The organism is Brachybacterium sp. UNK5269 (assembly GCF_049266655.1).
GTDB lineage: Bacteria > Actinomycetota > Actinomycetes > Actinomycetales > Dermabacteraceae > Brachybacterium.
The window spans coordinates 2367597-2394510 of sequence record NZ_CP184883.1 but is presented as its reverse complement, the minus strand read 5'-3'; the positions used below and the strand labels follow the sequence as shown (position 1 = coordinate 2394510).

Here is a 26914-nt window from a genome sequence, read left to right as displayed (position 1 = left end):
GAGGGACCGGTCGGTCAGGGCCGGGAGGGGAACGGATGGATGCCGCCACCATCATCGAGAGCGAGTCGCGCGAGCTGATCCGGCGCCGCGGGCTCGACGTGCGTGCGGATCAGCTGGAGCCGCTGATCCGCGAGGTCGTCGCGGACTACGACAGCCGCTCCGCCTCCGGTGAGGTGCCCTTGCTGCGCCACGACGACGACACGATGGTCGCCGAGGTGGCGGCCCGCATCGGCGGCTTCGGGCCGCTGCAGGAGATGCTGGATGATCCGAGCGTCGAGGAGATCTGGCTGAACTCGCCATCCCAGGTCTTCTGCGCGCGCAACGGGCGCAGCGAGCTGACCACGCTCGTCCTCAGCGACACCGAGGTCCGCGGGATCGTCGAGCGGATGCTGGTCAGCAGCGGGCGGCGCCTGGACATGAGCACCCCGTTCGTGGATGCGCTGCTGCCGGACGGGTCCCGCCTGCATGTGGTGATCCCCAGCGTGACCCGCGCCCACTGGGCGATCAACATCCGCAAGTTCGTCGCCACCGCCCAGGATCTGCAGGGCCTGGTCGCGCTGGGCTCGCTCACCCAGCAGGCCGCCGACTTCCTCGACGCCGCGGTCGCCTCCGGGCTGAACGTGATGTGTTCCGGAGCGACCGGCGCGGGCAAGACGACCTTCCTGCGCTGCCTGGCGCAGTCGATCGGGCCGCGGGAGCGCGTGGTCACGATCGAGGAGGTGTTCGAGCTGGGGCTCGCCCTGCGCGATGTGGTGGCCCTGCAGACTCGTCAGGCGAACCTCGAGGGGACCGGGGAGATCTCCATGCGGCGCCTGGTGAAGGAAGCGCTGCGCATGCGCCCCAGCCGGATCATCGTCGGCGAGGTGCGGGAAGCCGAGTGCCTCGACATGCTGATCGCGCTGAACAGCGGCCTGCCCGGGATGGCGTCGATCCATGCGAACTCTGCCCGCGACGCCGTCGCCAAGCTGTGCACCCTGCCCCTGCTGGCCGGGGAGAACGTCGCCAGCCGCTTCGTGGTGCCGACGGTCGCGAGCTCGATCGACCTGGTCGTGCACCTGGACATCCTGGCCGACGGCCGCCGACGGGTGCGGGAGATCGCCGGCCTCAGCGGACGGGTCGAGGACGACGTCATCGAGGTCTCCGACGTCTTCTCCCAGCGCGGCGATCGGCTGGTGCGCGGGGACGGCCGCCCGCCGCACGCCGATCGCTTCGCCCGGGCGGGGTATGACCTGACCGCGCTGCTGGGAAGGGCGGTGGCGGCATGAGCGACGGGGCGTTCCTGGGGTTGATCGCGGGTCTGGGTCTGCTCTCGATCTGGTGGTCGCTGTGGGAGCAGGAGGCTCGCCCGGCGCGGCGCGGAGCGCTGGGACGGGTGATGGACCGGCTGCGGGACGACCTGATCACGGTCGGCCTGGACACGGTGCCGCCGGCCGCGGTGCCCGCTCTCAGCGCGGGCCTCGGGCTGGTCGTCGCCGCGACGCTGTGGGCGATCTCCAGCGCGGTGGTCCCGTCGCTGACGATCGGCGCCCTCGGCTCGATCCTGCCAGTGGTCGTCCTGCACTCCGCGGCCCGTCGTCGCACCACGGCGATGAGGGAGGTCTGGCCGGAGGCGGTGGACCACATCAACTCGGCGATCCGCGCCGGGCTCTCCCTGCCGGAGGCCCTGGTCCAGCTCAGCAGGAAGGGACCCGAGGAGCTCCAGCCGGCCTTTGCGGAGTTCGCCCTCGACTACCAGGTCACCGGTGACTTCGCGGCCTGCCTGGACCGCCTGAAGGTCCGCCTGGCCGATCCCGTCGGCGACCGGATCGTCGAGGCGCTGCGCATAACGCGCGATGTCGGCGGCACCGACCTGGGCGGCCTGCTGCGCACCCTGGCCAGCTTCCTGCGGGAGGACGCCAGGACCCGGGCGGAGCTCGAGGCTCGGCAGTCATGGACCATCAACGCGGCCCGTCTCGCGCTGGCAGCGCCCTGGCTCGTGCTGGCGCTGATGGCCACCCGGCCCGAGGCCGCCCAGGCCTACGACTCCGCGACCGGGCTCGGCCTGATCGCCGCCGGGGGCGCCGTCTCCCTCGTCGCCTATCGCGTCATGCTGCAGATCGCCCGTCTCCCGCAGGACGAGAGGGTGCTGCGATGAGCCCCGATGTGCTCGCGGGCGCTCTGCTCGGCCTCCTTCTGGGGGTCGGGCTGGCCATGATCGCCGGTCAGCTGCCCTGGCTGCGCACCCGGGATCTCGCGGCGCGCGTCGATCCGTACCTGCGCCGCTCACGCTCCGCGTCGCTGTTCGCCGGACCGCGCGCCGCCAGTCGACCGCGGATCGTGCTCGAGAACCTGCTGGGACCGGTGGCGCACCGGGGGCTCGGCCTGCTCGAGCGGCTCACGGGCGGGGCCGATCAGCTCGATCGTCGCCTGCGCCTGGCCGGACGGCGCACCTCCACCGACTCGTTCCGCATCGAGCAGGTCGTCTTCGGTGCGGCCGGGCTGGTGCTGGGCATCGTCCTGGCCCTGGCCGCGATCGGCCTGCGCGGGGCGAGCCCCCTGCTCGGGCTGTTCATCGTGGGCCTCGGAGCCCTGTGCGGGGTGCTGCTGCGCGACTACCTGCTGGGGGTGGAGATCACGCGGCGCGCCTCGCGGATGGCGCGCGAGTTCCCCACCGTCGCCGACCTGCTCGCCCTGGCCGTCGCTGCGGGGGAAAGCCCGATCGCCGCGATGGAGCGCGTGGCCCGCACGTCGTCGGGCGCGCTCCCGGAGGAGTTCGCCGCGACCGTCGCGGACATCCGCGCCGGCACGAGCGTCTCCCAGGCGCTGACCTCGCTGGGCTCCCGCACGCCGCTCGAGTCGCTCGGTCGTTTCGGCGAGGGCGTCTCGATCGCCATCGAGCGCGGCACCCCCCTGGCGGACGTGCTGCGCGCCCAGGCCCAGGACGCCCGGGAGTCCTCCAAGCGCGAGCTGATGGAAACCGCAGGCCAGCGCGAGATCCTCATGCTCATCCCGGTGGTCTTCTTCGTCATGCCCCTGGTCATCGTCTTCGCGATCTTCCCCGGCCTCGCCGTCCTCGAGATCACCCTCTGAGCCCAACCGCCCGATCTCCCCGCCCACGACCACCGCTGATCTCCATCCCACCCCGTCCCGGAACCCGTTCCGGACCATCTGCCGAGGAGGCCGATATGTCCATCCACCGCTCCCGACTCCACCGCCGCGCGGTGCATCGCGCCCCCCGTCGTCCCCTCACGGCGCGCCTGCTGACGCGCCTGGCCTCGGAGCAGGGGGACGTCCCGGGCTGGGTGCTCATCACGCTCATGACCGCCGGGATCGTCGTCGCGCTCTGGGCCGTGGCCTCCGACCAGATCGTGCAGATCTTCGAGAACGCGATGGCGCCGTTCCTCGGCGGCAGCCTTTGAGCCCTCCCACCGGACGACCGTGCAGCCCGCGATGAGCACCGCCCAGCAGCCCCGGTGCGACCCGCCGGCCGCCGCGGCACGCCGCCGCTGGCCCACGCAGGAGACGTCGCGCCGCCCCCGCCGCCTGCTCCACCGGCTGCGGGACGAGGACGGCTCGGCCGTGGCCGAGTTCCCCATGGTCGCGGTCCTCATCGTGATGATCGGTCTGCTGGTCGTCCAGGCGGCCCTGATCATGCACACCCGCAACACGCTGGTCGACGCCGCCGTGCAGGGCGCCCACCATGCCGCGCTGATCGGCTCGAGCCCGCAGGACGGCGCCGAGCGCGCCGAGCGCCTCGTCGACGAACGCTTCGGGGCCGCGCTCGCCGCGGAGTCGACCGCCGTCCAGGCGCCCGACGGCACCATCCGGGTCCAGGTCACCGCCACATTGCCGCTGGTGGGGCTGTTCGGGCCCTCCGGCGCGCTGTCGGTCGAGGGGCGCGCCCTCGACGAGGAGGCATGGTGAGCGTGCGCGCAGCAGGCCACGGGCACCCTCCGCTGCGCCACCGCCTGCACCAGGAGGACGGCAACGCCCTGATCGAGTTCGTGGTGCTCTCCGCTGCGCTGCTGATCCCCTCCCTCTACCTGGTGCTCACCCTCGGCAACGTCCAGGCCGCCGTCTTCGCCGCCGACACCATCTCCCGCGACGTCGCCCGGATCCATGCCGTCGAGACGGATCCGGACCGCGCCGCCCAACGCGCCGCGGAGCACAGCGCGATGGTCCTCGAGGACCACGGACTTCCCGCCGGTCAGGTGTGGGAGCTGAGCTGCACGAAGAACCCGTGTGCGACCCCGGGCGGGATCGTCACCGCCCAGGTGCGGATCGCGGTGCCCGTCCCCGGCCTCGGACCGGTCCTCGGCGAGAGGGGGCCCGTGACGGTCGGGGCCTCCCACGCCGCGCCGGTCGACCAGTACCGGGCGAGCCCCTGATGCGCCGCCTGCCCGGCCGGCTGCGCGGCCGCCTGAGCGATGCCTCGGGATCGATGACCATCCTGACCACCGGCGTGCTGGTCGTGATCCTCATGGTCATCGCCGTCGGCACCGCGATCACCGGCGTGCACCTCGAGCGCACCGGCCTCCAGCACGCCGCCGACAGCGCCGCCCTGGCCGCCTCGCAGGCCGTGGACCCCGCGCGCCTCTACGACTCCGGCGACGGCACCGCCATCCATCCCGGCTTCGCGCGGGAGGTCGCCGAGGAGCACCTGCGCAGCTACCCCCTACAGACCACCAGCACCGAGGGCGTCCACCTCGCCGATCTCTCCGTGGACGCCGACGGCACCGTCCGCGTGGTCCTGACTGCACGGACCCACCCGCCGCTGGCAGGATGGTTCACCCGGGGGACCGGCGCCTCGATCCCCCTCACCGTCCACGGAGAGGCCCGAGCCCGATGACCCCGACCCCCCGCCGCACGGTGCTGCTGGCCCCCGACAAGTTCAAGGGCACGCTCAGCGCGGCGGAGGTGGTCCAGGCGCTGCACCGCGGCATCGCCGAGACCGCGCCCGACTGGCATGTGCAGCCCTGCCCGATCGCCGACGGCGGCGACGGCACCGTGGAGGCGGCCCTGGCCACCGGATCGCGCGAGCGGCTCACCACCGTCACCGGCCCGACCGGGCAGCCGCGCCGAGCCCGCTGGGCCCTGCACGAGGACGTCGCCGTGCTCGAGCTCGCCGAGGCCGTCGGCCTGCGCGCCCTGCCGGGCGGCGCCCGCGCCCCCCACACCGCCACCACCCGCGGGCTCGGCGAGCTGATCCGCGCCGCCATCGACGCCGGCGCCCGCACCGTCGTGGTGGGCCTGGGCGGCAGCTCCTCCACCGACGCCGGCGCCGGGCTCCTGCAGGGGCTCGGCGCGCAGCTGCGCACCGCCGCCGGCACCGACATCGGCCCGGGCCTGGAAGCCCTCGCCGACCTCGCCTCCGCCGACCTCACCCCGGCCCGGGACGCCCTGGACGGCGTGACCCTGATCGCCGCCAGCGATGTGACCAATCCGCTGCTCGGGCCGGACGGAGCCGCCGCCGTGTACGGACCGCAGAAGGGACTGCGTCCCGCGGAGATCGGCCCGGCCGACGCCCTGCTGGCCGCGGCCGCCGCGATCCTGGACCCCACCGGCGGCCACTTCGACCTGCCCGGCGCCGGCGCCGCCGGCGGCACCGGCTTCGCACTGTCCCTGCTCGGGGCGCGACAGCGCTCGGGCGCCGACGCCGTCTTCGAGCTCATCGGCGTCGACGCCCTGCTCGAGCAGGCCGACGCGGTGGTGACCGGGGAGGGGAAGCTCGACGTCCAGACCCTCCAGGGCAAGGGACCCGCCGAGATCGCCCGCCGGGCCGTCGAGCGGGGCCTGCCGGTGGCCGCCGTCGCCGGCGCCGTCACCCTCACCGCCCCGCAGCTGCGGGAGGCGGGCATCACCCGGGCCTGGGACCTCACCTCCCGCGCCGGGTCGATGCGCCGGGCCCTGGACGAGGGCGAGGCGCTGCTGGTCGAGGTGGGTCGCGAGCTCGGCCACTGGCTCACCGCCGTCGGCAGCGTCCCGAGCCGCTGAGAGGCCCGGCCCCTCCCGGGCCGGTCCCGCGCGGCGCCGCCGACGGCGCGCCCAGGGCCCCTGCCGTAGACTGCGTGGTCGTGACTTCCACCGACTTCTCCGTAGAGATCCCCCGGCTCCGCTCCACCCTGGCCTCGATCGAGCAGGTGACCGGCATCGCCGCCCTCGACGCGAAGATCGTCGACCTCGAGGAACAGGCCTCCGACCAGAACCTCTGGGACGACGTCGACAACGCCCAGAAGGTCACCTCGGCCCTGTCCCATGCGCAGTCCGAGCGCCGCCGCATCAGCGAGCTCGCCGACCGCATCGACGACCTCGAGGTGATGGTCCAGCTCGCCGCCGAGGAGGACGACGCCGACACCCTCGCCGAGGCCGAGCGGGAGCTCATCTCCATCCACAAGACCCTCGACGAGCTGGAGGTGCGCACCCTGCTCTCGGGCGAGTACGACGAGCGCGACGCGGTGGTCACCATCCGCGCCGGCGCCGGCGGCGTCGACGCCGCCGACTTCGCCGAGATGCTCATGCGCATGTACCTGCGCTGGGCCGAGCGCCACGGCTACGCCACCAAGGTCATGGACACCTCCTACGCGGAGGAGGCCGGGCTGAAGTCCGTCACCTTCCAGATCTCCGCGCCGTTCGCCTACGGCACCCTGTCCGTCGAGGGCGGCACCCACCGCCTGGTGCGCATCAGCCCCTTCGACAACCAGGGCCGCCGCCAGACCTCCTTCGCCGCGGTCGAGGTGATCCCGCTGATCGAGCAGACCGACTCCATCGAGATCCCCGAGAACGACCTCAAGGTCGACGTCTTCCGCTCCTCCGGGCCCGGCGGGCAGTCGGTCAACACCACCGACTCCGCGGTGCGCATGACCCACCTGCCCACCGGCACCGTCGTGTCCATGCAGGACGAGAAGTCGCAGATCCAGAACCGCGCCGCCGCCCTGCGCGTCATGCAGTCCCGCCTGCTGCTGCTGAAGAAGGCCGAGGAGGCCGCCGAGCGCAAGGAGCTGGCCGGTGACGTCAAGGCCAGCTGGGGCGACCAGATGCGCTCCTACGTGCTGAACCCGTACCAGATGGTCAAGGACCTGCGCACCGAGTACCAGGAGGGCAACCCCTCCTCGGTGTTCGACGGCGAGATCGACGAGTTCATCGACGCCGGCATCCGCTGGCGCGCCGAGCAGCTCAAGCTCAACAGCTGAGCCGGGCCCGCCCGCCGGCGGCCCTTGCCCCCTCCCGGGCGGCGACGTGATCGGACCCACCACGGGTTTGACCAGGTCTTGACCCGGATGGTGGCGCAGGTTGCGGCGGATCACGGGCCCGCGCGCCTACCCTGGAGCGGCACGACGACCCCGATGTGACAGGCACCCGTGATCCGTTTCGACAACGTCACCAAGACGTACATGCGCGGCCAGCACCCCGCGGTGGAGAACCTCGACATCGAGTTCACCCGCGGGGAGTTCGTGTTCCTGGTCGGCGCCTCCGGATCCGGGAAGTCGACCCTCATGCGCATGGTGCTCAAGGAGGTCGCCCCCACCCGCGGCACCGTCTACGTCGCCGGCAAGGACCTCTCCCGCGTCCCCGCCCGGAAGGTCCCGGCGCTGCGCCGCGACATCGGGATGGTCTTCCAGGACTTCCGACTGCTGCCCTCGAAGACGGCCTACCAGAACATCGAGTTCGCCCTCGCCGTGATCGGCACCCCCCGCAAGGTGGTGCGCCGCCTGGTGCCGGAGATGCTCGAGATGGTGGGCCTGGAGGACAAGGGCAAGCGGCTCCCGCACGAGCTCTCCGGCGGCGAGCAGCAGCGCGTGGCCATCGCCCGCGCCTACGTCAACCGCCCCACGATCCTGCTGGCCGACGAGCCCACCGGCAACCTCGACCCCTCCACCGCCTCCGGCATCCTCGAGCTGCTGGCCGAGATCAACGAGCGCGGCACCACGGTGGTCATGGCCACCCATGACCGGACCGCGGTGGACCGGATGCGCCGACGCGTCGTCGAGATGGTCGGCGGCCAGGTGGTGCGCGACGAGGAGGGCGGCGGCTACGAGACCGAGGCCCCGGTCAGCGTCATCTCCGGCCACCTGCCCGACGACTCCGGCCACCGCGAGGAGCACCCGCTCGACGACGAGGAGCTGGTCCAGGACTGGCAGGGTGCGCCCGGGACCGACTCCCCGGCGAGCGACGAGCCCGAGGACGAGGCCCCCGGCGTCGGCCCCGCCGGTGCGACCGCTGCCGGCGCGACGGCCGCGACCGCGATGACTGCCGGCGCGACGGCCCCCACCCCGTCTGCCGCCACCCCGGCCGAGGACGTCCCGCCGGGCGACGTGCTGGACGAGGAGCTGATCGACGAGCGCGAGGCGCGGCTCGTCCAGGACGAGGACCTCTTCGCCGACGAGGCCGAGGAGGAGCTGCGATGAGGGCGCGGTACATCCTCGGGGAGATCCTCACCGGCCTGTGGCGCAACATCGCCATGGTCATCTCCGTCGTCATCGTCACCGCGGTCTCCCTGACCTTCGTCGGCACCGCGCTGCTGATGCAGAAGCAGATCATGGACATGAAGGCGACGCTGGTCCAGCAGTCGCAGGTGACGGTCTTCCTGTGCTCCCCGCACTCCACGGCCGCCTCCTGCGCGGGCGGGGCGGCGACCGACGCGCAGATCGACTCGGTGCGCCAGGCACTGGAGGGCGAGGTGCTCTCCCCGTACATCGCCTCCTTCACCGAGCGCACGCAGGACGAGGCGCTGGGCATCTACCAGGAGCAGTTCGCCGGCGAGGGGTTCGTCTCGAACTTCACCGCCGCGGACATGCCCGTCTCCTTCCACATCACCCTGGCCAGCGCCGACGACTCCGCGGCGGTCGTCGAGTTCTTCCAGGGCCGCGACGGCGTGGACGAGGTCACCGACCTGCTCAGCACCTACGCCCCCTTCATCGACGTGCTGAACCAGTCGACGCTGTTCGCGCTCGGGCTGGCGGTGCTGATGCTGATCGCCGCGCTGCTGCTGGTGGCCACCACGATCCGCATGTCCGTCGCCAACCGCCGTCGCGAGATCTCGATCATGCGACTGGTCGGGGCCTCGAACGTCTTCATCCGCCTGCCCTTCCTGCTGGAGGGCGCCGTCGCCGCGATCATCGGCGGCGTCATCGCCTCCGGCATGCTGTGGGCGGGACTGCACTACATCGTCGAGGGATGGCTCGCGCCGACCCTCGGCGCGCAGCTCATCACGGTCGGGGTCGCGGACCTGATCTGGGCCGCACCGCTCCTGATCGCCCTCGGAGCCGTCCTGTCGATCTCCTCGTCGGTGGTCTCCCTCAACCGTTACCTGAAGGTGTGAGCATGTCCCAGACCGTCCTGCGCCGTCCGCTCGCGATGCTCGCGACCGCCCTGATCGCGGTCTCGCTGCTGGCCGCCCCGATGGGCCCGGCCTCCGCCGAGGGCACCAAGGACGACAAGGTCACCGAGCGGGCCGAGGTGGACCGGCAGCTCGAGGACCTGCGCATCGAGCTGGACGACGTCAACACCGAGCTGGCCGACACCTACCTCGCCCTGGCCGAGACCGAGCTGCTGATCCCGCAGGCGCAGCAGACCCTCGAGGAGGCCCAGCTCGCCCTGGAGCAGGCCCGCGAGGACGACCGCATCATCGGGGAGCGGCTCGAGGAGGCGGAGGCCGAGGAGGAGCGCCTCAGCGGCGAGGTCGAACAGAAGCAGGAGGAGGTCGAGCGCAGCGGCGGCGAGCTCGCCACCGTGGCGCTGGACGCGTACAAGGGCGGCGGGGTCCCCAGCCCCTCCACCGTCTTCATCGGCGGGGAGTCCCCGCAGGACGCCGTGGACCGCTCCATGAACTACCGCCTCACCATGGCCTCCCAGGGCACCCGGCTCGACGACCTGCGCACCGACCAGGTCGTCACCGAGAACTCCGCCGAGCGCCTCACCGCCGTCCGGACCGAGATCGACGACCTCAAGATCGAGGCCGAGGACGCGCTGGAGGCCACCACCCAGGCCGAGAAGGAGGCCACCGCGGCCAAGGAGGAGCTCGACGGGCTCTACGAGACGCAGCAGAACCAGCGCGACACCCTCGAGCAGAAGAAGACGCAGTACGAGCAGGACACCTCCACGCTCGAGACCCGCAGCACCACCCTGGACACGGAGATCGAGGAGCTCGCCCGCCAGGAGCGCGAGCGCGAGGAGCGCGCGCGTCAGGAGCGCGCCCGGACCTCGCAGGAGCCCGCGAACAGCGGCGGCGGCGGTGACAGCGGCGGCTCCGCGGCGAGCAGCTCGGCGGACACCGGCGGCGGCTGGGTCTACCCGGTCAACGCCCGACTGAACTCGAACTTCGGCTGGCGCGTGCACCCCATCTACGGGACGCGGAAGCTCCACGCCGGCGTCGACTTCCCGGTCGCCTGCGGGGTGCCGGTGGGCGCGACCCACTCCGGGCGGGTGATCGCCAAGACGTACAACAGCGGCGCCGGCAACAAGCTCATCCTCAGCCATGGCGTCCACAACGGCCGCCTGGTCACCAGCTCCTACCACCACCTGCAGGGGTACGCCGCGCTGTCGGTGGGCGACCAGGTCTCGGCCGGCGCCACCGTCGGCTACGTCGGCACCACCGGCTCCTCGACCGGCTGCCACCTGCACTTCGAGATCCACGAGGACGGCAACGCCGTCAACCCCGGCCGGTACGTCTGAGCCGTCCGCCGCGCCCGTCGCCCTCGAAATCACGTCGCGCGCGGTGATGACCTCGGCGTAAGCTGGGACGCCCGGTCGCGCAGCGCGACCGCTCACCGACAGCCCGGCGAGGCGACAGAAGGAGGCACGCGATGGCGGCGAAGAAGGCGGCGGCGAAGAAGGCCGCAGCGGACGACGGACCCCAGAAGAAGCTGATCGCCTCCAACAAGCGGGCCCGGCACGACTACTACATCGACGACACCTGGGAAGCCGGCATCGTGCTGACCGGGACCGAGGTGAAATCGCTGCGCGACCGCGGGGCCTCGCTGATCGACGGCTACTGCTACGTCGACGGCGGCGAGGTGTGGATGGACAACGCCCACATCGCGCCCTACGTCCAGGGCACCTGGACCAACCACGCCGCCCGGCGCAAGCGCAAGCTGCTCATGCACAAGCAGGAGATCGTGAAGCTCGCGAGCAAGTCCCGCGAGAAGGGCTACACCATCGTCCCGCTGGAGATGTACTTCCTGGGCTCGCACGCCAAGGTCCTCATCGGCCTGGCCCGCGGCAAGAAGGAATGGGACAAGCGCCAGACCCTGCGCGAGAAGCAGGACCTCCGCGAGGCCCAGCGCGCCATGCGCCAGCGCGAAATAGCCTGACCCCGCGCCGCCCGGGGCGCCGGCCATGCCGATGCCGATCGGGATCGGCACGCCGGCGCTCAGGCCGCCAGGTCCCTCCGCTCGAGCCGGGCGACGGTCCGGCGGCTCTCGGCCAGGAGCTCCGGTTCGGCGACCCCCAGCCGTTCGCGCATGAACAGGGCCCGCCGGGCGTCCTCGAGGGCGCTGTCCCACAGCCGCTGCGCCTGCTCCGGGCGACCCTCCGCCCGCTCCGCGCGGGCCTGGTCGAAGCGGCAGGTGGCCCGGTGCTGGAACACGGTCGCCAGCACCGACAGCGAGGACGGGGAGGTCGGATCCTCCAGCCCGGTCTCCTCCGCGGCGAGGTCGAACTGCTCGGCCGCCGAGGGGAAGGCGCCCTGCCAGTGCAGGACGCGCGCGTACTGCAGGCGTCGCACCGCCCGCAGCAGCGCCGGCACGCCGGGTGCGTCCAGGGCCCGGCGGGCGGCGATCGCGGCCTCGTCGAGGCGGCCCAGCAGACGCAGCCCGTCGATGGTCCGAGGGTCGAAGGGATGCGCCGCACACCACCGGGCCAGCGGTCCGGGCTCGGCCACGACCTCGCGCAGGGTGTCCTCATCGACGCTGACCTGCGCCTCGGCGATCGGGAAACTGCTCACGGGGCCATCATCGCGCCGCCCTGCGCGCGGGTCCAGGGCGGCGCGCTTCGCCAGGAGCGGACGGGAACTCGCTTCAGTTCCTCGGCCGGGCGCGGTAGAGTAGGGGCACGACGCACGGGGTGACCTGTCGTCAGTGGGTGTTTGACAACAGAATCGTGAGTGCAAGGACGGCCCGCAGGGCCGTCGCCGCTGTGCTGCATACCCACGCTGGGGGCCGATCGGTTTCGACGGTAGTTGTCCAGCAAGGGGAAGCGGGCCGAGAATCCAGAGTCATCTCGTTAATGTCCTCTGGAAAACAACAAGTGCCGAACCTAAGCGCACTGACTTCGCTCTCGCTGCCTGATCAGCGTTAGCAGTCTGGAACCCCGGGCTTGCTCCTGACCCGGATCGTTCCATCATCTAAGGAGCCACTGCTGCCGACCCTCGTCATCGGGGAAGGATGAACAATTCAGAGTGACTGAGTCCGTCGACGACGTGTTCGTACGAGCGTCGGGACTGAGAAAACGCCTTTTACGAACTGCGCCCGGAGAAGCCCTGGCTCCGCACTATCGGACGCGGGTTCGATTCCCGCCGGCTCCACCATTGCACTCACCACGGAAGGCCCCCTCACCTGCGCTGACGCGCGGGGAGGGGGCCTTTCGCGTTCCCCCGGGGAATCAGGCGGCGTAGCCGAGCCCGTGCCCCCGCTCGTAGCGGTTCCCGTCGGCGTCGACGTACACGTACGGACGTCCGTCCATGTGCTGCTCCTTGGCGAAGCCCGGGACGTCGTTCGGCGAGGCGCAGCGCCCGTCCTCGTCGACCGCGATCGCGGCGGCATCGATCGGGAAGCTGATCGGCAGCGACCCGGTGGGGGAGAAAGCGCCGAGCATCGCCTCGACCATCACCCCGTAGTCGGTCTCGAAGCCCACCAGCAGGGCGTCGGCGATCGGCTCGATCGAGTCCAGCAGCCAGGGGAACGCGGTGTTCAGCCCGATCACCAGGGTGTCCACGCTCTCGCGGATCCGTCGCACCTTGGCGATGTCGATGTCCGAGTGGTCGTCGATGCTGAGGTCGCCGATGCCCACGAACTCGAAGTAGGAGCCGATGAAGGGGCGCAGCAGCAGGATCGCCACGTCCGCATGGCGGGGGTCGGTGGTGAAGTCGAGCTCGGGGTGCGCGGCGGCGAGCTGGTCGCGCAGCGCATCGAGCCGGCGCACGCTCACCCCGGTCTCCATCAGCTCCACGTACACCCGTCTGCCGCGCAGCGCGTCGGCGGAAAGCGGCAGCGTGCCGTCGTGGTTCTTGGTCAGCACCACCGAGCGGCGGTGCGCGTCCGCGGCGGCGGCGACCGCCTCGGCGTTGTGGACGATCCGGTCGGCCTCCTCGGGGTCCACGTACGGGTTCTCGAACAGTCCCAGCGCAAAGAGCTCCTCGAGCAGCAGCGCCGCGGCCTCGTCGAGCCGCTCGGAGCTGAAGTGCCCCGCGACGAAGGCCTCCCGCACCGCGGCGACGTCGTTGGTGTCGGCGAACAGGTCGGTGCCGGCCATCACGGCGCGGCCCACCCGCTCGGCCGTGCTCAACTCCTCGACGCCCCAGGCCATCTTCGACAGCACCCCGGAGTCGGAGTTGATGTAGCCGCGGTGGCCCATGGCGCGCAGCAGCCCCAGCACCTCGCGGTTGAAGGCGAAGCCGACCTGCTCGAACTCGGTCAGCCGCCCCTGCGGCGTCTCGGACTTCTCCTGGGACGGGATCGCGTAGTAGGGCATCACCGAGGAGGTGCCCGCCTCGATGGCGGCCTGGAACGGCGGCAGGTGGTAGTCCTCGAGCGAGCCCGGCGTGGGGTAGATGTTGAAGCGGCCCTCGGCGTAGTGCGGATCGGTGCCGTTCTCGCGGGCGCCGCCGCCGGGGAAGTGCTTCGTGGTCAGCGCCACCCCGTCGGGCTCGAGCCCCTGCTCGCCCTGGAAGCCGCGCACCAGTGCCCGGATCGCCGCGGCCACGAAGGCGGGGTCCTCCCCGAAGGTGCCCTGGCCGCGGAACCAGCGCGGATCGGTGAACACGTCGGCCATGTACATGTAGCCCTTGCGCAGGCCCGCGGCCCTCCACTCGGCGCGGGAATGCGCGGCGAAGGACTCGATGACCTCGAGGGAGCCGGTCGCGGCCAGGCCCAGGGTGCCCGGCCACTGGGCGAAGGGCTGGTCCTCGGCGCTGGCGCCCATCTTGAAGGCGCCGGACTCGTTCTTGGAGTTCGCCGCGACGATCACCGGGATGCCCCAGCGGGACTCCTCGGCGACCTCGTTCATGGCGTTGATCCAGGTCGCGATGCGGGCGCCGGTGGGCTCCTCGCGCATGATGAAGTGGCGGATGTGCAATCCCGAGATCATCTCGGTGGTGCCCTCGAAGGGGATCCCGGCGCTCGTGTGCGGATCGAGCTTGATCGGCAGGTGCTGCTCGTCGAGCGCCCCATCGTGGCTGGTGAGCTCCTTGTTGCGCTGGGAGATCCCCATCGGCCGGGAGGTGATCACCATCAGCCCGATCTTCTCGTCCGGGGACATGCGGGCGACCAGGTCGGCGGCGCGCTGCGCCGGGGTGAGCCGCCAGTCCTCGAAGGGCGTCAGCTGCCCGTCGCCGTCGAGGTCGCGGAAGGTCAGCCCGTCGACCTCGAGGGTCCGCTTGATGCGGGTGGAGATCGGGACCTGCGCGCTCATCGCTGCGCTCCCGCGGTGATGAGGTGCTCGAAGCCGAGCGCGACGAGATGCTCGCGGCTCTGGGCGAGGGAGTCCCAGATGTCCCGCCCGTAGGTCTGGTCCTGCTCGATGAGCAGGTGCTGGGCGCCCGAGGCGAGGGCCTGGTCGATCACCGGCTTCCAGTCCAGCGTGCCCTGGCCGACCTCGGCGAACTGCACGATGCTGCCCTGCCAGTACGCCGCGAAGGTCGCGTGGTCCCCGGCCTCGCGGGCGTCGAGGACCTCCGCCGACGGCATGGCGATCCGGTAGTCCTTGAGGTGGACCAGGTCGAGCACCCCGTCGAAGGACCTCAGCGTCCGCTCGGGATCCAGACCGCCGCGCTGGACCCAGTGGCAGTCGATCTCGTACCGCAGGTGCGGCGCCTTCTCGCGCAGCTGCTCGAGCAGGGTGCGACCGCCGCGCTTGGCGAACTCGACGTGATGGTTGTGGTAGCTCAGGCTGATGCCCTCCGCGGCCAGGCGCTGCGCGTAGCCGTCGACCTCCGTCGCGAACTCGTCGAAGGTCTCCGGGGAGCGCAGCGCCGACATCGGCATCATGCCGATCCGGATCATGGTGGTGCCGAGGCGGCGGGCGTGCTCGACGTGCAGGTCGAAGTCGTCCTCCAGGGTGGGCTCGCCGCTGCCGGAGGGGGCGGACGTCTTGGCGGAGATCGCCGCGAACTCGATGCCGAGGCCCTCGCGAGCGGCCTCCATCCCCGCGACGTTCTCCTCGGTCATGGGGATCTGCGAGACCTCCACGACCTCGAAGCCGGTCTCCCTCACCCGCTGCAGGACCGCAGTGATCCCCTGCTGCTTGACGTGCTCCTTGAGCATCATGAGCTGGATGCCGATGCGTGCCATCTGAGTCCTCCTGGGGTCGGTGCGGGCCGCTGTGCCCGGGGGCGGACGGAGCCGCCCGGTGACCTGCCCACGGTATCCAGTGACGCCCCTCACCCGCGGTGATTGCCTCGGGTTGCTTCCGCCGCCGGCGCGGGGAGGTCGGGCTCCGGAGCGGTCGCCTACCGTGGGCGCATGTCCGCTGCGAGGAGTCGCGCCCCAGCTCCGCCCCCGCCTGATCTGCCGGTCGACCGCCGGCGCATCGAGCGGGTGTGCGCCCGCCTGCGCGCCGAGCCGGGCGTCGACCTCGCACCCCTGCGGTGGTCGATCGGGCCCGCCCCGGTGGGCGAGGGGTGGGACAACGTGCTGTGGCCGGTGGGGACGCTCGAGGGCCGGCCGCTCGTGCTGCGCGCGGCCCGGCGAGCGAGCGCCCGGCCGTTGCTGCAGCGGGAGCTGGCGGTCCTGCGCCACCTCCGCCACGCGGGACCGTCGCTGCCGATGCGCATCCCCACCCCGCTCGCGGCGGGGGAGGACGCCGTCCTGATGCCCTGGTACGAGGGCATCACCGCGGCCGATGCCGACACCCCGCGCCGGCGGGGGACGGCGCAGGACCTCGCGCTCATGCTCGCGGCGGTGCACTCCCTCCCGGCCCCGCCGATCGCGCCGAACCCGGTGCGCGGCGTGCCCCTGCGCACCCGGGCGGAGGCCTTCGCCGCGGACCTCGACCGGGCGATGCTCCCCGCCCCGTCGGCGCAGCGCGCCCGGGAGCGCTGGGACGCGGGACTCGCCGCCGAGTGGACCGGGCCCGCGCTGCTGCTGCACGGCGACCCGCACCCGGGCAACGTCGTGCTCCCGGAGCCGGCCGACGGCGGACCCGCGGTGCTGATCGACTGGGGCGACACCACCCGCGGGGACCCCGCGAGCGACCTGGGCGCCCTGCTCCTGCACGCCCCGGAACCAGGGACGCTGCGCACCTACCGGGCAGCGGCCACCTGGTCCGGGATCGGGGACGACGCGACCTGGGACGCGCTGGTCGCCCGGGCCGGGGCCTGGGGAGCCCGCATGGCCCTGGCCCTGGTGACCGCCTACCCCCGCGCGCACGGACTGGGCCGCGCCGGGCACCGGCTGCTGGGGACCTGAGCCGGCCCGCGATGCCTCCCTCCGCTCGCTCCGGCCAGCGCCTCACCACAGCGCATCCTCCCCGCCGGCGTCGATCAGCTCGTCGAGCCGCCACCGCAGCTCCTCGAGGGTCTCGAGCCCGAGGTCCTCGAGCACGCGCCGGAACCGCTCCAGCTCGTCCCTCCTCACCACGATGCTGGTGGGATCCAGCGGCCGGGAGCAGTCCAGCGGGTCCGGCAGGATCACCCCCAGCTCCTCGCTGCCGAGGAACCGGGCGGGGCAGCGCTCGAGCCGCTCCCGGATCGGCACTCTCGCCGGCACCGGGAGCAGGGCCTCCCCGAAGGTCGCCGAGATGTCCTCGGGTCTCAGCACCCGGTGCGCGTGCAGGTCGAACAGCACCAGGGAGTGCTGGTCCGCGAGGTGGGCGAGGAGCGCGAGGGCCCGGGGCTGGGGGCCGTCCAGCTCGAGGGTGAGGACCTCGCCCCAGATCGTCCCGGGCGCGTGCGGATCCCACCAGGGGGACGTCGGGGCATCGACGGCGGCCCGGGTGAGCGCCGCGGCGTCGCGGAAGCAGGCCACCGCCCGGGGGTCCTGGGCCGGCACCGTCCCCTCCCGCTGCCAGGCGATGCCGTGGGTGATCATCCGGCGGGTGTACTCCGCGCAGGCGGCGCCGGCATCGCCCGGAGGCCGGCCGGGCCAGAGGGCGAGGGCGTGGCTCATCGGTCTGCTCCGGGGGTCGCGGGAGGGTCGGTCGTGGGGCTCATGGGAGCGATCATGGTCGCCGGGGGCGGATTCGCCGGCGCCCATGCACATCGGGCCGGTCAGCAGCCCGCACGACGGTTCCTCCCCAGCGAGCCGCCACGACCCCGCCCACATGTGCGCCTCGTCCCGCCGGCGCGATATCCACCCGCCGTCGCGCGCCCCGCCCACGTAGAGTGGGCCCGCCATGACCACGCCCGACCCCGCCCTCGAGACCGACCCCGCGACCGGGACCGCGCCCGCCGCCGGACCGCGCATCACCTATCCCGGCGACCTGCCCGTCTCGCAGCGCCGCGAGGACATCCAGGACGCGATCCGGGGCCACCAGGTGCTCGTGATCGCCGGGGCCACCGGCTCCGGCAAGACCACCCAGATCCCCAAGATGCTCCTCGAGCTCGGGTACGGGCAGGGCGGGAAGCTCATCGGCCACACCCAGCCGCGGCGGATCGCCGCCCGCTCGGTGGCCCAGCGCATCGCGAGCGAGCTCGGCGAGCGGCTGGGGGAGGGGACCGTCGGCTACCAGGTCCGCTTCACCCGCGAGACCAGCCGCGGCACCCGGCTGAAGCTCATGACCGACGGCATCCTGCTGGCCGAGATCGGGCGCGACCGGCTGCTGACCCGGTACGACGCGATCATCATCGACGAGGCCCACGAGCGCTCGCTGAACATCGACGTGATCCTGGGCTACCTCCGCCAGATCCTCCCGCAGCGCCCGGACCTCAAGGTCATCATCACCTCGGCCACCATCGACCCCGAGCGGTTCGCCGAGCACTTCGCCCGCACCCTCCCCTCCGGCGAGCGGGTGCCGGCCCCGATCATCGAGGTCTCCGGCCGCACCCACCCGGTGGAGATCCGCTACCGCCCGCTGGTCCTGGAGGCCGAGGTCGCCGAGGACGACGAGCTCGAGGACATCCACTCCATCGAGCGCGACCTCACCCAGGCCATCATCGATGCGGTCGACGAGCTCGCCGCCGAGGGCCCCGGCGACATGCTGGTCTTCCTGCCCGGGGAGCGGGAGATCCGCGAGATCTCCGACGCCCTGGCCGCCCACCTGGGCCGCGGCACCCGCGGCCGGGCGGCCCTGCCGGTCGAGGTGCTGCCGCTGTTCGGGCGGCTGTCCGCCCAGGACCAGCAGAAGATCTTCTCCCCGCCGGCGCCCGGCACCTACCGCCGCATCATCCTGTCCACGAACGTCGCCGAGACCTCGCTGACGGTCCCCGGGATCACCTACGTCATCGACTCGGGACTGGCCCGGATCTCCCGCTACTCCCAGCGCACCAAGGTCCAGCGCCTGCCCATCGAGCCGATCTCGCAGGCCAGCGCCGCCCAGCGCTCGGGACGCTCGGGCCGCACCGCCCCGGGCATCGCGATCCGGCTGTTCTCCGAGGAGGACTTCGCCGGCCGCCCCGAGTTCACCGAACCGGAGATCCTGCGCACCTCGCTCGCCTCCGTGGTGCTGCTGATGACCTCCCTGGGCCTGGGCGACGTGGAGTCCTTCCCCTTCGTCGAGCCGCCCGCCACCCGCGCCATCGCCGACGGGGTGCGCCTGCTCGACGAGCTCGGCGCCATCGAGGACGCCCCGCGCGAGCCCGGCGGGCGCCGGCTCACCCGCGTCGGCCGCACCCTGGCCCGCTTCCCGCTGGACCCGCGGATGGCGCGCATGCTCATCGAGGCCGATCGCCTCGGCGCCCTGCGCGAGGTGCTGATCATCGTCGCCGCGCTCTCCATCCAGGACCCCCGCGAGCGGCCGCTCGGCCAGGAGCAGCAGGCCAGGGAGAAGCACAAGCGCTTCGAGGACGAGAGCAGCGACTTCCTCGCCTTCCTGAACCTCTGGAACCACCTGCAGGAGCGCCGCAAGGAGCTCTCCTCCTCCGCCTTCCGCCGCGAGGTGCGCGCCGAGCACCTCCACTACCTGCGGATCCGAGAATGGTGGGACCTGCACTCCCAGCTGCGCGACATGGCCAAGGACGTCGGCCTGTCCGCGAACGACCACGACGCCTCGCCGCAGGCGATCCACCAGTCCCTGCTGGCGGGACTGCTCAGCCACGTCGGCCTGCTCGACGACCGCACCCGCGAGTACGCCGGCGCCCGCGGCGCCCGCTTCGCACTGTGGCCGGGCTCCGCGCTCGCCAAGAAGCGCCCCGACTACGTGATGGTGGCCGAGCTGGTCGAGACCAGCCGGCTGTGGGGGCGCACCGCCGCCCGCATCGACCCCGCCTGGGCGGAGGAGACCGGCGCGCACGTCGTCAGGCGCAGCCACTCCGCCCCGCACTGGTCCTCCAAGCGCGCCGCCGCCATGGCCCACGAGAAGGTCACCCTCTACGGGGTGCCGATCGTGGCGGACCGGGTCGTCGGCTACGGCCGGATCGACCCGGCCGCCGCCCGCGAGATCTTCCTGCAGAAGGCCCTCATCGAGGGGGACTGGCGCACCCGTCACCACTTCTTCCGCGACAACCGGGCCCTGATCGCGCAGCTCGAGGAGCTCGAGGCGAAGACCCGCCGCCGGGACCTGCTGATCTCCGACGAGCAGCTGTTCGGCTTCTACGACGAGCGGATCCCCGCCGAGGTGGTCTCCGGGCGCCACTTCGACAGCTGGTGGAAGACCCAGCGCCACCAGAGTCCGGACCTGCTCACCCTCACCGAGCAGGACCTGCTCGCGGCCGACGACGGCGTCACCGAGACGATCCGCTCCGACTTCCCCGACACCTGGGTGCAGGGGGACATCACCCTCCCGTTGAGCTATTCCTTCGGCGACGTCGGCGCGCAGGGCGTCGACGGGGTCACCGCCACCGTCCCGCTGGCGGTGCTGAACCGCCTGGCGCCGCGCGGCTTCGACTGGCTGGTGCCGGGCATGCGCGAGGAGCTGGTCACCGAGCTGATCCGCTCCCTGCCCAAGCCCATCCGCCGCCACCTGGTGCCGGCCCCGGAACGGGCCAAGGCCGTCACCGCCACCCTCCACGACGACGACCCCGACAGCGGGGAGTCCTTCCTCGAGGCGGTGGCCGACGAACTGGTGGCCCTGCCCGGCGTGCCCGACGACCTGCCGCTGTACGGGCCGGAGTTCGCCCCGCAGAAGCTGCCCGCCCACCTGCGGATGCACTTCCGGGTGGTCGACGACAAGGGCCGCCAGATCGGCGCAGGCGATGACCTCGAGGCGCTCAAGACGCAGCTGAAGAAGCGCGTCGACGCCTCGGTCTCCGCGCAGGCCGACGACCTCGCCCGCCGCGACCTGCCCACCTTCCCCGCCGAGGGCGTCCCGGCGCTGCGCGAGTCCACCGTCGGCGGTCTCAAGGTCACCGGCTACCCGGCGCTGGTCGCGCGCCGCGGGGCCGACGGGCGCCTGGAACGGGTCGACCTGGCCGTGCTCGCCACGGCCGACGAGCAGGCGCTGGCCCACCGCGAGGGCGTGATCGCGCTGCTGGACCGTGAGGTCGGCAGCGACCTCTCCGGGGTGCTCAACGCCCTGCCGAACCCCACCAAGCTCGCGGTGGCCGGCTCCCGGTACGCCTCCACCGCGGCGCTGCTGGCCGACGCCTCCCGCGCCGCGACCGTCCATCTGGCCGGGGACGCCCAGGTGCGCACCCGCGAGGACTTCGACCAGCTGTCCCAGCGCGTGCGCACCCAGCACGACGAGATCGCCGCGCAGGCGGTCAAGGACGCCGCCGCAGCCCTCGCCGTCGGCGCGAAGCTGACCAAGGAGCTCGCCCGGGTGCCGTCGCTGGCGGTGCTGTCCCACCTCACCCAGATCCGGGAGCACGCCGCCTCGCTGCTCGCCGACGGCTTCATCTCCCGCACCGGCATCGACCACCTGCCGGATCTGCGCCGCTACCTGGAGGCCGACGCGATCCGGCTGGAGAAGCTGCCCGCCAACCCCCGGCGCGACGAGCAGCTGGCCTGGCAGATCCGCGACCTCGAGCAGTACTGGGCCGGCGTGAAGGCGAAGCTCTCGGCCCGCCGCCGGGCGGAGCCGGCGGCGCGGGAGATCGACTGGCTGCTCGAGGAGCTGCGGGTGAGCCTGTTCGCCCAGACCCTCGGCACGAGGCAGACCGTCTCGGACAAGCGGATCCGCAAGGCGATCGCGGAGCTGTCCGGCTGATCCCGCCCGGGAGCGGGTGCTGCGGGTGACGCAGCACCGATCCGGGCCGCGCGCCGCCGGACTTGTGAAGACTTTGCACTCCGATCCGGCCGACGCCGCGACCGGGGGAGGGGAGCGGCGCGGCCGGTGCGCCCGGCCGTGGTGACCGGCGACGACGCCGGATCGGACCCGGTCCAGCGGGGCTCCGGCGTCCGTCATGGGCAGGTCAAGGGCGGCGCCGAGGCCCTGCCGGGGGAGCACACGGCCCTTCACGCGGCGCCGTACGCCTCCTACGGTGGGGACAGTCCGGTGCGCCGGGCGCCCCCCTCCCTCGCTCCGAAGGATGCCTTGCATGTTCTCCTCGCCCGTCTCGCTGTCCCGGCGTCATCTGTTCCTCGCCGGCGCCCTCGGGGTCACCGCGCTCGCGGGCCTCGGCACGGCCGCCCCGGCGAAGGCCGCCGACCCGGTCTGGACCGAGGAGTTCATGACCCGTCCCGAGACCCGCCGCGGCTTCGACGTCGAGGCCATGGACCCGTGGCAGATCGACAACGCCCGGTTCATCATCGCGGTCTGCGCCTCGCACGGGGTCGGGCCGGAGGGCACGAAGATCGCCCTGATCACCGCGATCGTGGAGTCCTGGCTGTACAACTTCGAGCCCGCCGTCGACCACGACTCCGGGGGCCTGTTCCAGCAGCGTCCCGCGATGGGCTGGGGCACGTACGACGAGGTGCGCCACAAGCGCCGGGCCATCGAGGCCTTCCTCGGCGTCGGCGCCCACTCCGCCCCTCCCGGGCTGACGCAGCTGGTCCCCCACTACCGGGAGTGGGAGCCGGGCGCCGCCGCCCAGGCCGTGCAGATCTCCGCCCACCCCGACCGCTATTCCCAGCAGCTTCCCGCCGCCGATCTGCTCTGGGAGAGGTACGCCCACGACGTCCCGCCGGTCACCGGCTGAGACCGCCGCCGCCCGCGGCACCGCTGCTCACAGACCCAGGGCGGCGTCCTCGCAGGGCTCGGCATCGACGCGGACGTCGGTGATGCGCAGCGATCCCCGGGACTCGAGCACGATGCGCGCCCCATGCGGCCCCTGGCTCTCGAGCCAGTACTCGCCGCCGGAGCTCTGCTCCCGCCCCAGCGCCTCGAAGCCGTGCTCCTCGAGCACCGGGTCGACGGCGGTGCGCCAGGGCTCCCAGTCCATGCCCTGACCGGGCTCGGGATACAGCGCCGCGTCGGCCTCCCAGATCCCCGCCTGGTACCGGCAGTCCTCGGCGCCCGGCTCGAGGATCTCCTGCGCCCGGTGCTCCCAGGTCAGGGGGCGGACGGCGTCGAGGGCCCCGAGGAGGTCGCCGGAGACGTCCTCGTAGTGGGCCACGGCCTCCTCGGCCGGCAGCGGTGAGCCGCTCCCGCCGCAGCCCGCGACCAGCAGCAGCGCGCCGAGAGCGGCGGTCGCCGCGCGGCCGGTCGACCGGGCATGGCGCGCCCGCGATCTCTCAGTCATCGTGGCGGTCCCCTCCGGTGGCAGGAGCCGGCGTCCTCGGCAGCGCGATCCGCACCGAGCCCCGTCGCTCGCGCGTCGTCGCCACCGCGGCCAGCAGGGCGAGCGGCCCGAGGCCCTCGAGCTGGTGCTGCTCGCCGGGCCGCAGCGTCACCTCCCGCACCGTCCCGGGATCACCGAGGCGCAGGCGCAGGACGGCATACGGCCCGGCGCCGTCGTCCGCGGTGCGGTGGACGGCCACTCGCAGCGGCCCGGCCGTGAGCTGACCGGCCTGCTGGAGGACGTGCTCGTCCCACACCGGCTCAGTCCCCGATCCCGGTCATGAAGATCGACGTCGAGTACGCCGGGTGATCCGGGTCGATCCGCACCTGGTACGGGTTCGCGGACTGCGGGCCGTGGGGATTGGTCAGGAGGATCTCGCCGGTCGACTCGTCGTAGCCCGAGACGTGGTAGACGTGGGCCGCGACCAGCTCGTCGGCCGCCGGGCCGAGGGGCAGCAGCGGATCGGTCATCACGGTGACGGGTCGCCCCGCGTCGATCGCCTCGCGGTACTCCGCGAACGACGGCTGCCCGAAGGTGTCGGACTCGCGGGCGGTCTCGCCGGTGACCATCTCCAGCCCCGCCGCGGGAGTATCCGCCGAGACCACCGAGGGCCGGCCGTCGTGCGCGGAGATCATCGCCCTCTCGTAGATCGACGCCCAGCCGGGCGCACCGGAGTCGGCGTCCATGGTCCCGCGGGTGCCGAGATCCGCGGGGCTGACGGGCACGTCCTGCCACTGCCCGTCGAGGAACAGCCGCACCTCCCAGCCGTCGGCGCCGGGCGGCTCGCCGACGCCGGAGATGTTCCGGGCCAGCAGGGCGGGGTCGGTCTGCTGCGCGGCCATCAGCGCGGCGAGATACCAGCAGTCGCCCAGGGCGCCCTGGTCCACGAGGGAGGACTCGATGGCCTGCTGGTCGAGGTCGAGCCGGGAGGGGTCCCAGTCGGGATGGACGTCGGTGTAGCGCTCCCCGAGCGGACTGTCGGCGTCGCCCACCTCGATGCGGTCGCGCCAGAGGTCGCCGAGGCGCTCGCCGGCGTTGATGACGTCGGACCAGTCGAGGAACTGCCCGCCCAGCATCCCGTCGTAGTCCGCGGCGTCGATCCGGCCGGCGGGGTCCGAGGCGCCGTCCTGCTCGGCGGCCTGCCGGGCGAGATGCTCGGAGGTGGCGCCGAGGTGGTCCGCCGTGAGCGACAGCTGCCGGCGGCAGTCGTCCCAGAGCGCGCGGACCCGGTCGGCATCGGGACCCACCCAGGACGCGGAGACGACGGCGGAGTGCACCGTCGCCTCGGTCGCCACCAGCTCGGCGCTGCGGTCGCGGAACCGGCGCGCGAGCTCCACCAGCCCCGCCGTATCGGCTCCCCAGTACGTCATGCTGCAGGGTCCCACGGGGCCGGGGACCGCACAAGCGACGTCGCGGCACCACCGGGACGCCCGCGTCGTTAAGCTGAGACGCATGTCACCTGCACCGTCCGTGAGCTACTCCATCACCATCCGCCTCGAGTTCGCCGCCCGTTCCGCCACGGTCAGCGACATCACCAGCCGCATCGAGGGCCGCGGCGCGACCGTCACCGCGCTGGACGTCTCCGCCTCCGGGTCCGAGCGGATGCGCGCCGACATCACCGTGCTCACCGCCGGCCACGATCACGCCATGGAGGTGGTCGAGGAGCTGCGCGGGGTCGAGGGCGTCGAGCTCGGCAAGGTCTCGGACCGCACCTTCCTCGCCCACCTCGGCGGCAAGCTCACCGTCGAGTCCAAGCTGCCGATCCGCCACCGCGACGACCTCTCGATGATCTACACCCCGGGAGTGGCCCGGGTGGTCAAGGCGATCGCCGAGAACCCCGACGACGCGCGCCGCCTGACCATCAAGCGCAACACGGTCGCGGTGGTCAGCGACGGCTCCGCCATCCTGGGGCTCGGCGACCTGGGACCGCTGGCGGCGATGCCGGTGATGGAGGGCAAGGCCGCCCTGTTCAAGCGCTTCGCGAACATCGACGCGTTCCCGATCTGCCTGGACGCGCACTCGGTCGACGACATCGTCTCCCACGTCAAGGCGATCGCCCCCGTCTTCGCCGGCATCAACCTCGAGGACATCTCGGCGCCGCGCTGCTTCGAGATCGAGGACCGGCTGCGCGCCGAGCTCGACATCCCCGTCTTCCACGACGACCAGCACGGCACCGCCATCGTGGTGGTCGCCGCGCTGCGCAACGCCCTGCGGGTGGTGGAGAAGGAGATCTCCACCGCGCGGATCGTGCTCTCGGGCGCGGGGGCCGCGGGCACCGCGATCCTGCGCCTGCTGCGCGCGGCGGGGGCGCGGGACGTGGTCGTCACCGACATCGACGGCATCGTCCACGAGGGCCGGGAGCAGCTGGCCGGGCGCCTGCCCTGGATCGCGGAGGTCACCAATCCCCGCGAGCTGACCGGCACCCTGCGCGAGGCGCTGGTGGGCGCCGACGTCTTCATCGGGGTCAGCGCCGGGAACCTGCTGACGGCCGAGGACGTCGCCACCATGGCCGAGCGCTCGGTCGTGTTCGCGATGGCCAACCCCACCCCGGAGATCGACCCCGCCGAGGCGGCCAAGCACGCCGAGGTGGTCGCCACCGGACGCAGCGACTTCGCCAACCAGATCAACAACGTGCTCGCCTTCCCCGGGGTGTTCCGGGGGCTGCTGGACGCCCACGCCACCCGGGTCAGCGACCGCATGCTGCTGGCCGCCGCGAAGGCCCTGGCCGATGTGGTCACCGCCGAGGAGCTCAACCCCACCTACATCGTGCCCAGCGTCTTCCACCCCGGGGTGACCACGGCGGTGGCGAGCGCCGTGGAGAAGGTGGCCCGGGAGGAGGCCGGCACGGTCGACACCATCACCGGCGCCATCAGCGCGGTCTACGCCGACGAGATCACCCTCGACGGCTGAGCCCGGCGGCGCCGGCGGCCGGTGGCCCGGGGGACAGGGCCCGCGGGCGCGGCCGGCGGGCGCCGCCCGCCGGCTCAGTGCTGCGGGGGCTCGACCAGCTCCTCGTCGACCGGCTCGACCTCGTGCAGGGCGGCGGCGCGGCGGAACACCCGCTCACCCGCCCACAGGGCGACGCCGAGTGCGATGCCGACGACGTCGAAGAGGATGTCGGCGCCCTCGAAGGCCCGCTGCGGCAGGACCAGCAGCTGGATCAGCTCGATGAGCACCGCATGGACGATCGCGACGATCACCACCCAGCCGATCGGGAAGCGCCGGCGCGGCGCCAGCAGCCGGCCCGCGGTGAACACCGTGGCCGCGAACAGCAGCAGGTGGGCCGCCTTGTCGAGCCCGGGGATGCCGGAGGGGCCGGGCACCGAGGGCAGGTAGAAGCCGATGTTCGCGACCAGCGCGAGGGCCAGCAGGCCGAGGCGCCAGGGCAGCGAGCCGCCCACCCGGCGGACCTCGTGGGGGAGGTGGTGCAGGAATTCGGTGACGGCGCCCATGGCGGGCATTGTTCCAGCGCGGACGGCTGTCTCCGCGGAGGCGGGGCCGCTAGGCTCCTACGAGCACGTCATCGATCGAGGGAGCAATCCATGTCCTCCACGTCCGACCCGTCCCGGGTGGATCCGTACAGCGACGACCCCGGCGCCGCCCCGGGCAGCACCGCTGTGCTCGACCGGCAGCTGCAGGAGCAGGAGCGCACCACCGACGACGGCGACCACGACCGGTTCGCCCACTACGTGCGCAAGGACAAGGTCACCCAGGCCGCCCTCGGCGGGACCCCGGTGATCGCACTGTGCGGCAAGGTGTGGGTGCCCGGCCGCGACCCCCAGAAGTACCCGGTCTGCCCGCAGTGCAAGGAGATCTACGAGGGGATCCGGGAGCCGAACGACGGCGGTGACGGCAAGGGCGGCTCCGGGAAGGGCGGCGGCTTCCGCGGCTTCTTCGGCGGGCGCCGCTGACCCCCGCGGGGGCGGCGGCGCGCGGCGACTTCCTCACAGCGGTTCCGGCGGCGGGTCG

At 72.8% G+C, this 26914-nt stretch carries 26 protein-coding genes and 1 other RNA gene; 19 read left to right on the top strand and 8 right to left on the bottom strand.

The features are described from left to right. Positions 1-35: 35 nt before the first annotated feature. From ACOJUI_RS11250 to smpB, 13 genes are all read left to right on the top strand, one after another. Positions 36-1265 carry a CpaF family protein gene (locus tag ACOJUI_RS11250; RefSeq protein WP_422115047.1) on the top strand — a complete coding sequence of 410 codons (1230 nt, stop codon included), beginning with the start codon at positions 36-38 and terminating at the stop codon, positions 1263-1265. Continuing rightward, complete coding sequence (locus tag ACOJUI_RS11245; RefSeq protein WP_422115046.1) at positions 1262-2134, top strand: type II secretion system F family protein; 873 nt, start codon at positions 1262-1264, stop codon at positions 2132-2134. The genes ACOJUI_RS11250 and ACOJUI_RS11245 overlap by 4 nt, the downstream gene beginning before the upstream one ends. Beyond that, a complete protein-coding gene (locus ACOJUI_RS11240) occupies positions 2131-3069 on the top strand; it encodes a type II secretion system F family protein (protein ID WP_422115045.1) in 939 nt (312 codons plus the stop codon). Before ACOJUI_RS11245 ends, ACOJUI_RS11240 begins: the two co-directional genes overlap by 4 nt. Positions 3070-3164: 95 nt before the next feature. Then, a complete protein-coding gene (locus ACOJUI_RS11235) occupies positions 3165-3398 on the top strand; it encodes a hypothetical protein (RefSeq protein WP_422115044.1) in 234 nt (77 codons plus the stop codon). A gap of 31 nt (positions 3399-3429) precedes the next feature. Then, positions 3430-3903 carry a TadE family protein gene (locus ACOJUI_RS11230; RefSeq protein WP_422115043.1) on the top strand — a complete coding sequence of 158 codons (474 nt, stop codon included), beginning with the start codon at positions 3430-3432 and terminating at the stop codon, positions 3901-3903. A gap of 2 nt (positions 3904-3905) precedes the next feature. Next, positions 3906-4367, top strand: coding sequence for a hypothetical protein (locus tag ACOJUI_RS11225; protein WP_422115042.1), 462 nt, complete (start codon positions 3906-3908; stop codon positions 4365-4367). Next, entirely contained in the window at positions 4367-4828 is a 462-nt protein-coding gene (locus ACOJUI_RS11220) for a pilus assembly protein TadG-related protein (protein WP_422115041.1), read from the top strand. Before ACOJUI_RS11225 ends, ACOJUI_RS11220 begins: the two co-directional genes overlap by 1 nt. Beyond that, a complete protein-coding gene (locus ACOJUI_RS11215; protein WP_422115040.1) occupies positions 4825-5973 on the top strand; it encodes a glycerate kinase in 1149 nt (382 codons plus the stop codon). The genes ACOJUI_RS11220 and ACOJUI_RS11215 overlap by 4 nt, the downstream gene beginning before the upstream one ends. Before the next feature lie 80 nt (positions 5974-6053). Continuing rightward, positions 6054-7169: a peptide chain release factor 2 gene (gene prfB / locus ACOJUI_RS11210; RefSeq protein WP_422115039.1), complete on the top strand. Its 1116-nt coding sequence runs from the start codon at positions 6054-6056 to the stop codon at positions 7167-7169. A 168-nt stretch (positions 7170-7337) separates the two neighbouring features. Continuing rightward, the gene (gene ftsE, locus ACOJUI_RS11205) at positions 7338-8384 is read left to right on the top strand and encodes a cell division ATP-binding protein FtsE (protein WP_422115038.1); all 1047 of its coding nucleotides are present in this window, start codon (positions 7338-7340) and stop codon (positions 8382-8384) included. Then, on the top strand, positions 8381-9298 hold the full coding sequence (gene ftsX / locus ACOJUI_RS11200) for a permease-like cell division protein FtsX (RefSeq protein WP_422115037.1): 918 nt from the start codon (positions 8381-8383) through the stop codon (positions 9296-9298). Before ftsE ends, ftsX begins: the two co-directional genes overlap by 4 nt. 2 nt (positions 9299-9300) lie before the next feature. Further along, positions 9301-10650 carry a peptidoglycan DD-metalloendopeptidase family protein gene (locus ACOJUI_RS11195; RefSeq protein WP_422115036.1) on the top strand — a complete coding sequence of 450 codons (1350 nt, stop codon included), beginning with the start codon at positions 9301-9303 and terminating at the stop codon, positions 10648-10650. Between the two features lie 131 nt (positions 10651-10781). After that, entirely contained in the window at positions 10782-11288 is a 507-nt protein-coding gene (smpB, locus tag ACOJUI_RS11190; protein ID WP_422115035.1) for an SsrA-binding protein SmpB, read from the top strand. A gap of 59 nt (positions 11289-11347) precedes the next feature. Here smpB and ACOJUI_RS11185 read toward each other — a convergent pair whose 3' ends face one another. Further along, positions 11348-11920: a hypothetical protein gene (locus ACOJUI_RS11185; protein ID WP_422115034.1), complete on the bottom strand. Its 573-nt coding sequence runs from the start codon at positions 11918-11920 to the stop codon at positions 11348-11350. A 210-nt stretch (positions 11921-12130) separates the two neighbouring features. On the opposite strand from ACOJUI_RS11185, the gene ssrA reads away from it, so the two are divergent. Continuing rightward, positions 12131-12502, top strand: a transfer-messenger RNA (tmRNA) gene (gene ssrA, locus ACOJUI_RS11180). 74 nt (positions 12503-12576) lie between these two features. Here ssrA and ACOJUI_RS11175 read toward each other — a convergent pair. Both ACOJUI_RS11175 and ACOJUI_RS11170 read right to left on the bottom strand, forming a co-directional pair. Further along, positions 12577-14604, bottom strand: a complete 2028-nt coding sequence (locus tag ACOJUI_RS11175; protein ID WP_422115033.1) for a glycoside hydrolase family 3 N-terminal domain-containing protein — start codon at positions 14602-14604, stop codon at positions 12577-12579. Continuing rightward, positions 14601-15482, bottom strand: coding sequence for a sugar phosphate isomerase/epimerase family protein (locus ACOJUI_RS11170; protein ID WP_422115032.1), 882 nt, complete (start codon positions 15480-15482; stop codon positions 14601-14603). The genes ACOJUI_RS11175 and ACOJUI_RS11170 overlap by 4 nt, the downstream gene beginning before the upstream one ends. A 171-nt stretch (positions 15483-15653) precedes the next feature. Between ACOJUI_RS11170 and ACOJUI_RS11165 the strand changes: the two genes are divergently transcribed. Then, entirely contained in the window at positions 15654-16598 is a 945-nt protein-coding gene (locus ACOJUI_RS11165) for a phosphotransferase (protein WP_422115031.1), read from the top strand. Positions 16599-16640: 42 nt separating this feature from the next. On the opposite strand, the gene ACOJUI_RS11160 is transcribed toward ACOJUI_RS11165, so the two are convergent. Then, positions 16641-17297, bottom strand: a complete 657-nt coding sequence (locus tag ACOJUI_RS11160) for a hypothetical protein (RefSeq protein ID WP_422115030.1) — start codon at positions 17295-17297, stop codon at positions 16641-16643. A gap of 226 nt (positions 17298-17523) precedes the next feature. Here ACOJUI_RS11160 and hrpA point away from each other — a divergent pair, with 226 nt between their 5' ends. Together hrpA and ACOJUI_RS11150 are read left to right on the top strand one after the other, a co-directional pair. Then, positions 17524-21432: an ATP-dependent RNA helicase HrpA gene (hrpA, locus tag ACOJUI_RS11155; RefSeq protein ID WP_422115029.1), complete on the top strand. Its 3909-nt coding sequence runs from the start codon at positions 17524-17526 to the stop codon at positions 21430-21432. A 331-nt stretch (positions 21433-21763) separates the two neighbouring features. Continuing rightward, positions 21764-22363 (top strand): hypothetical protein, encoded by a 600-nt coding sequence (locus ACOJUI_RS11150; protein ID WP_422115028.1) that lies wholly within the window; start codon positions 21764-21766, stop codon positions 22361-22363. A gap of 27 nt (positions 22364-22390) precedes the next feature. Here ACOJUI_RS11150 and ACOJUI_RS11145 read toward each other — a convergent pair whose 3' ends face one another. Genes ACOJUI_RS11145 through ACOJUI_RS11135 form a run of 3 tightly spaced genes read right to left on the bottom strand, consistent with a single transcriptional unit; the run spans position 22391 to position 24315 of the window. Further along, a complete protein-coding gene (locus ACOJUI_RS11145; protein ID WP_422115027.1) occupies positions 22391-22906 on the bottom strand; it encodes a hypothetical protein in 516 nt (171 codons plus the stop codon). After that, positions 22899-23201, bottom strand: a complete 303-nt coding sequence (locus ACOJUI_RS11140; protein WP_422115026.1) for a hypothetical protein — start codon at positions 23199-23201, stop codon at positions 22899-22901. The genes ACOJUI_RS11145 and ACOJUI_RS11140 overlap by 8 nt, the downstream gene beginning before the upstream one ends. A gap of 4 nt (positions 23202-23205) precedes the next feature. After that, the gene (locus tag ACOJUI_RS11135) at positions 23206-24315 is read right to left on the bottom strand and encodes a C2 family cysteine protease (protein ID WP_422115025.1); all 1110 of its coding nucleotides are present in this window, start codon (positions 24313-24315) and stop codon (positions 23206-23208) included. Positions 24316-24397: 82 nt separating this feature from the next. Between ACOJUI_RS11135 and ACOJUI_RS11130 the strand changes: the two genes are divergently transcribed. Next, positions 24398-25855 carry an NAD-dependent malic enzyme gene (locus ACOJUI_RS11130; RefSeq protein ID WP_422115024.1) on the top strand — a complete coding sequence of 486 codons (1458 nt, stop codon included), beginning with the start codon at positions 24398-24400 and terminating at the stop codon, positions 25853-25855. 74 nt (positions 25856-25929) lie between these two features. Here ACOJUI_RS11130 and ACOJUI_RS11125 read toward each other — a convergent pair whose 3' ends face one another. Continuing rightward, positions 25930-26397 carry a VanZ family protein gene (locus ACOJUI_RS11125; protein ID WP_422115023.1) on the bottom strand — a complete coding sequence of 156 codons (468 nt, stop codon included), beginning with the start codon at positions 26395-26397 and terminating at the stop codon, positions 25930-25932. 90 nt (positions 26398-26487) lie between these two features. Here ACOJUI_RS11125 and ACOJUI_RS11120 point away from each other — a divergent pair, with 90 nt between their 5' ends. Continuing rightward, positions 26488-26856, top strand: a complete 369-nt coding sequence (locus ACOJUI_RS11120) for a DUF3039 domain-containing protein (protein WP_422115022.1) — start codon at positions 26488-26490, stop codon at positions 26854-26856. Positions 26857-26914 lie beyond the last annotated feature (58 nt).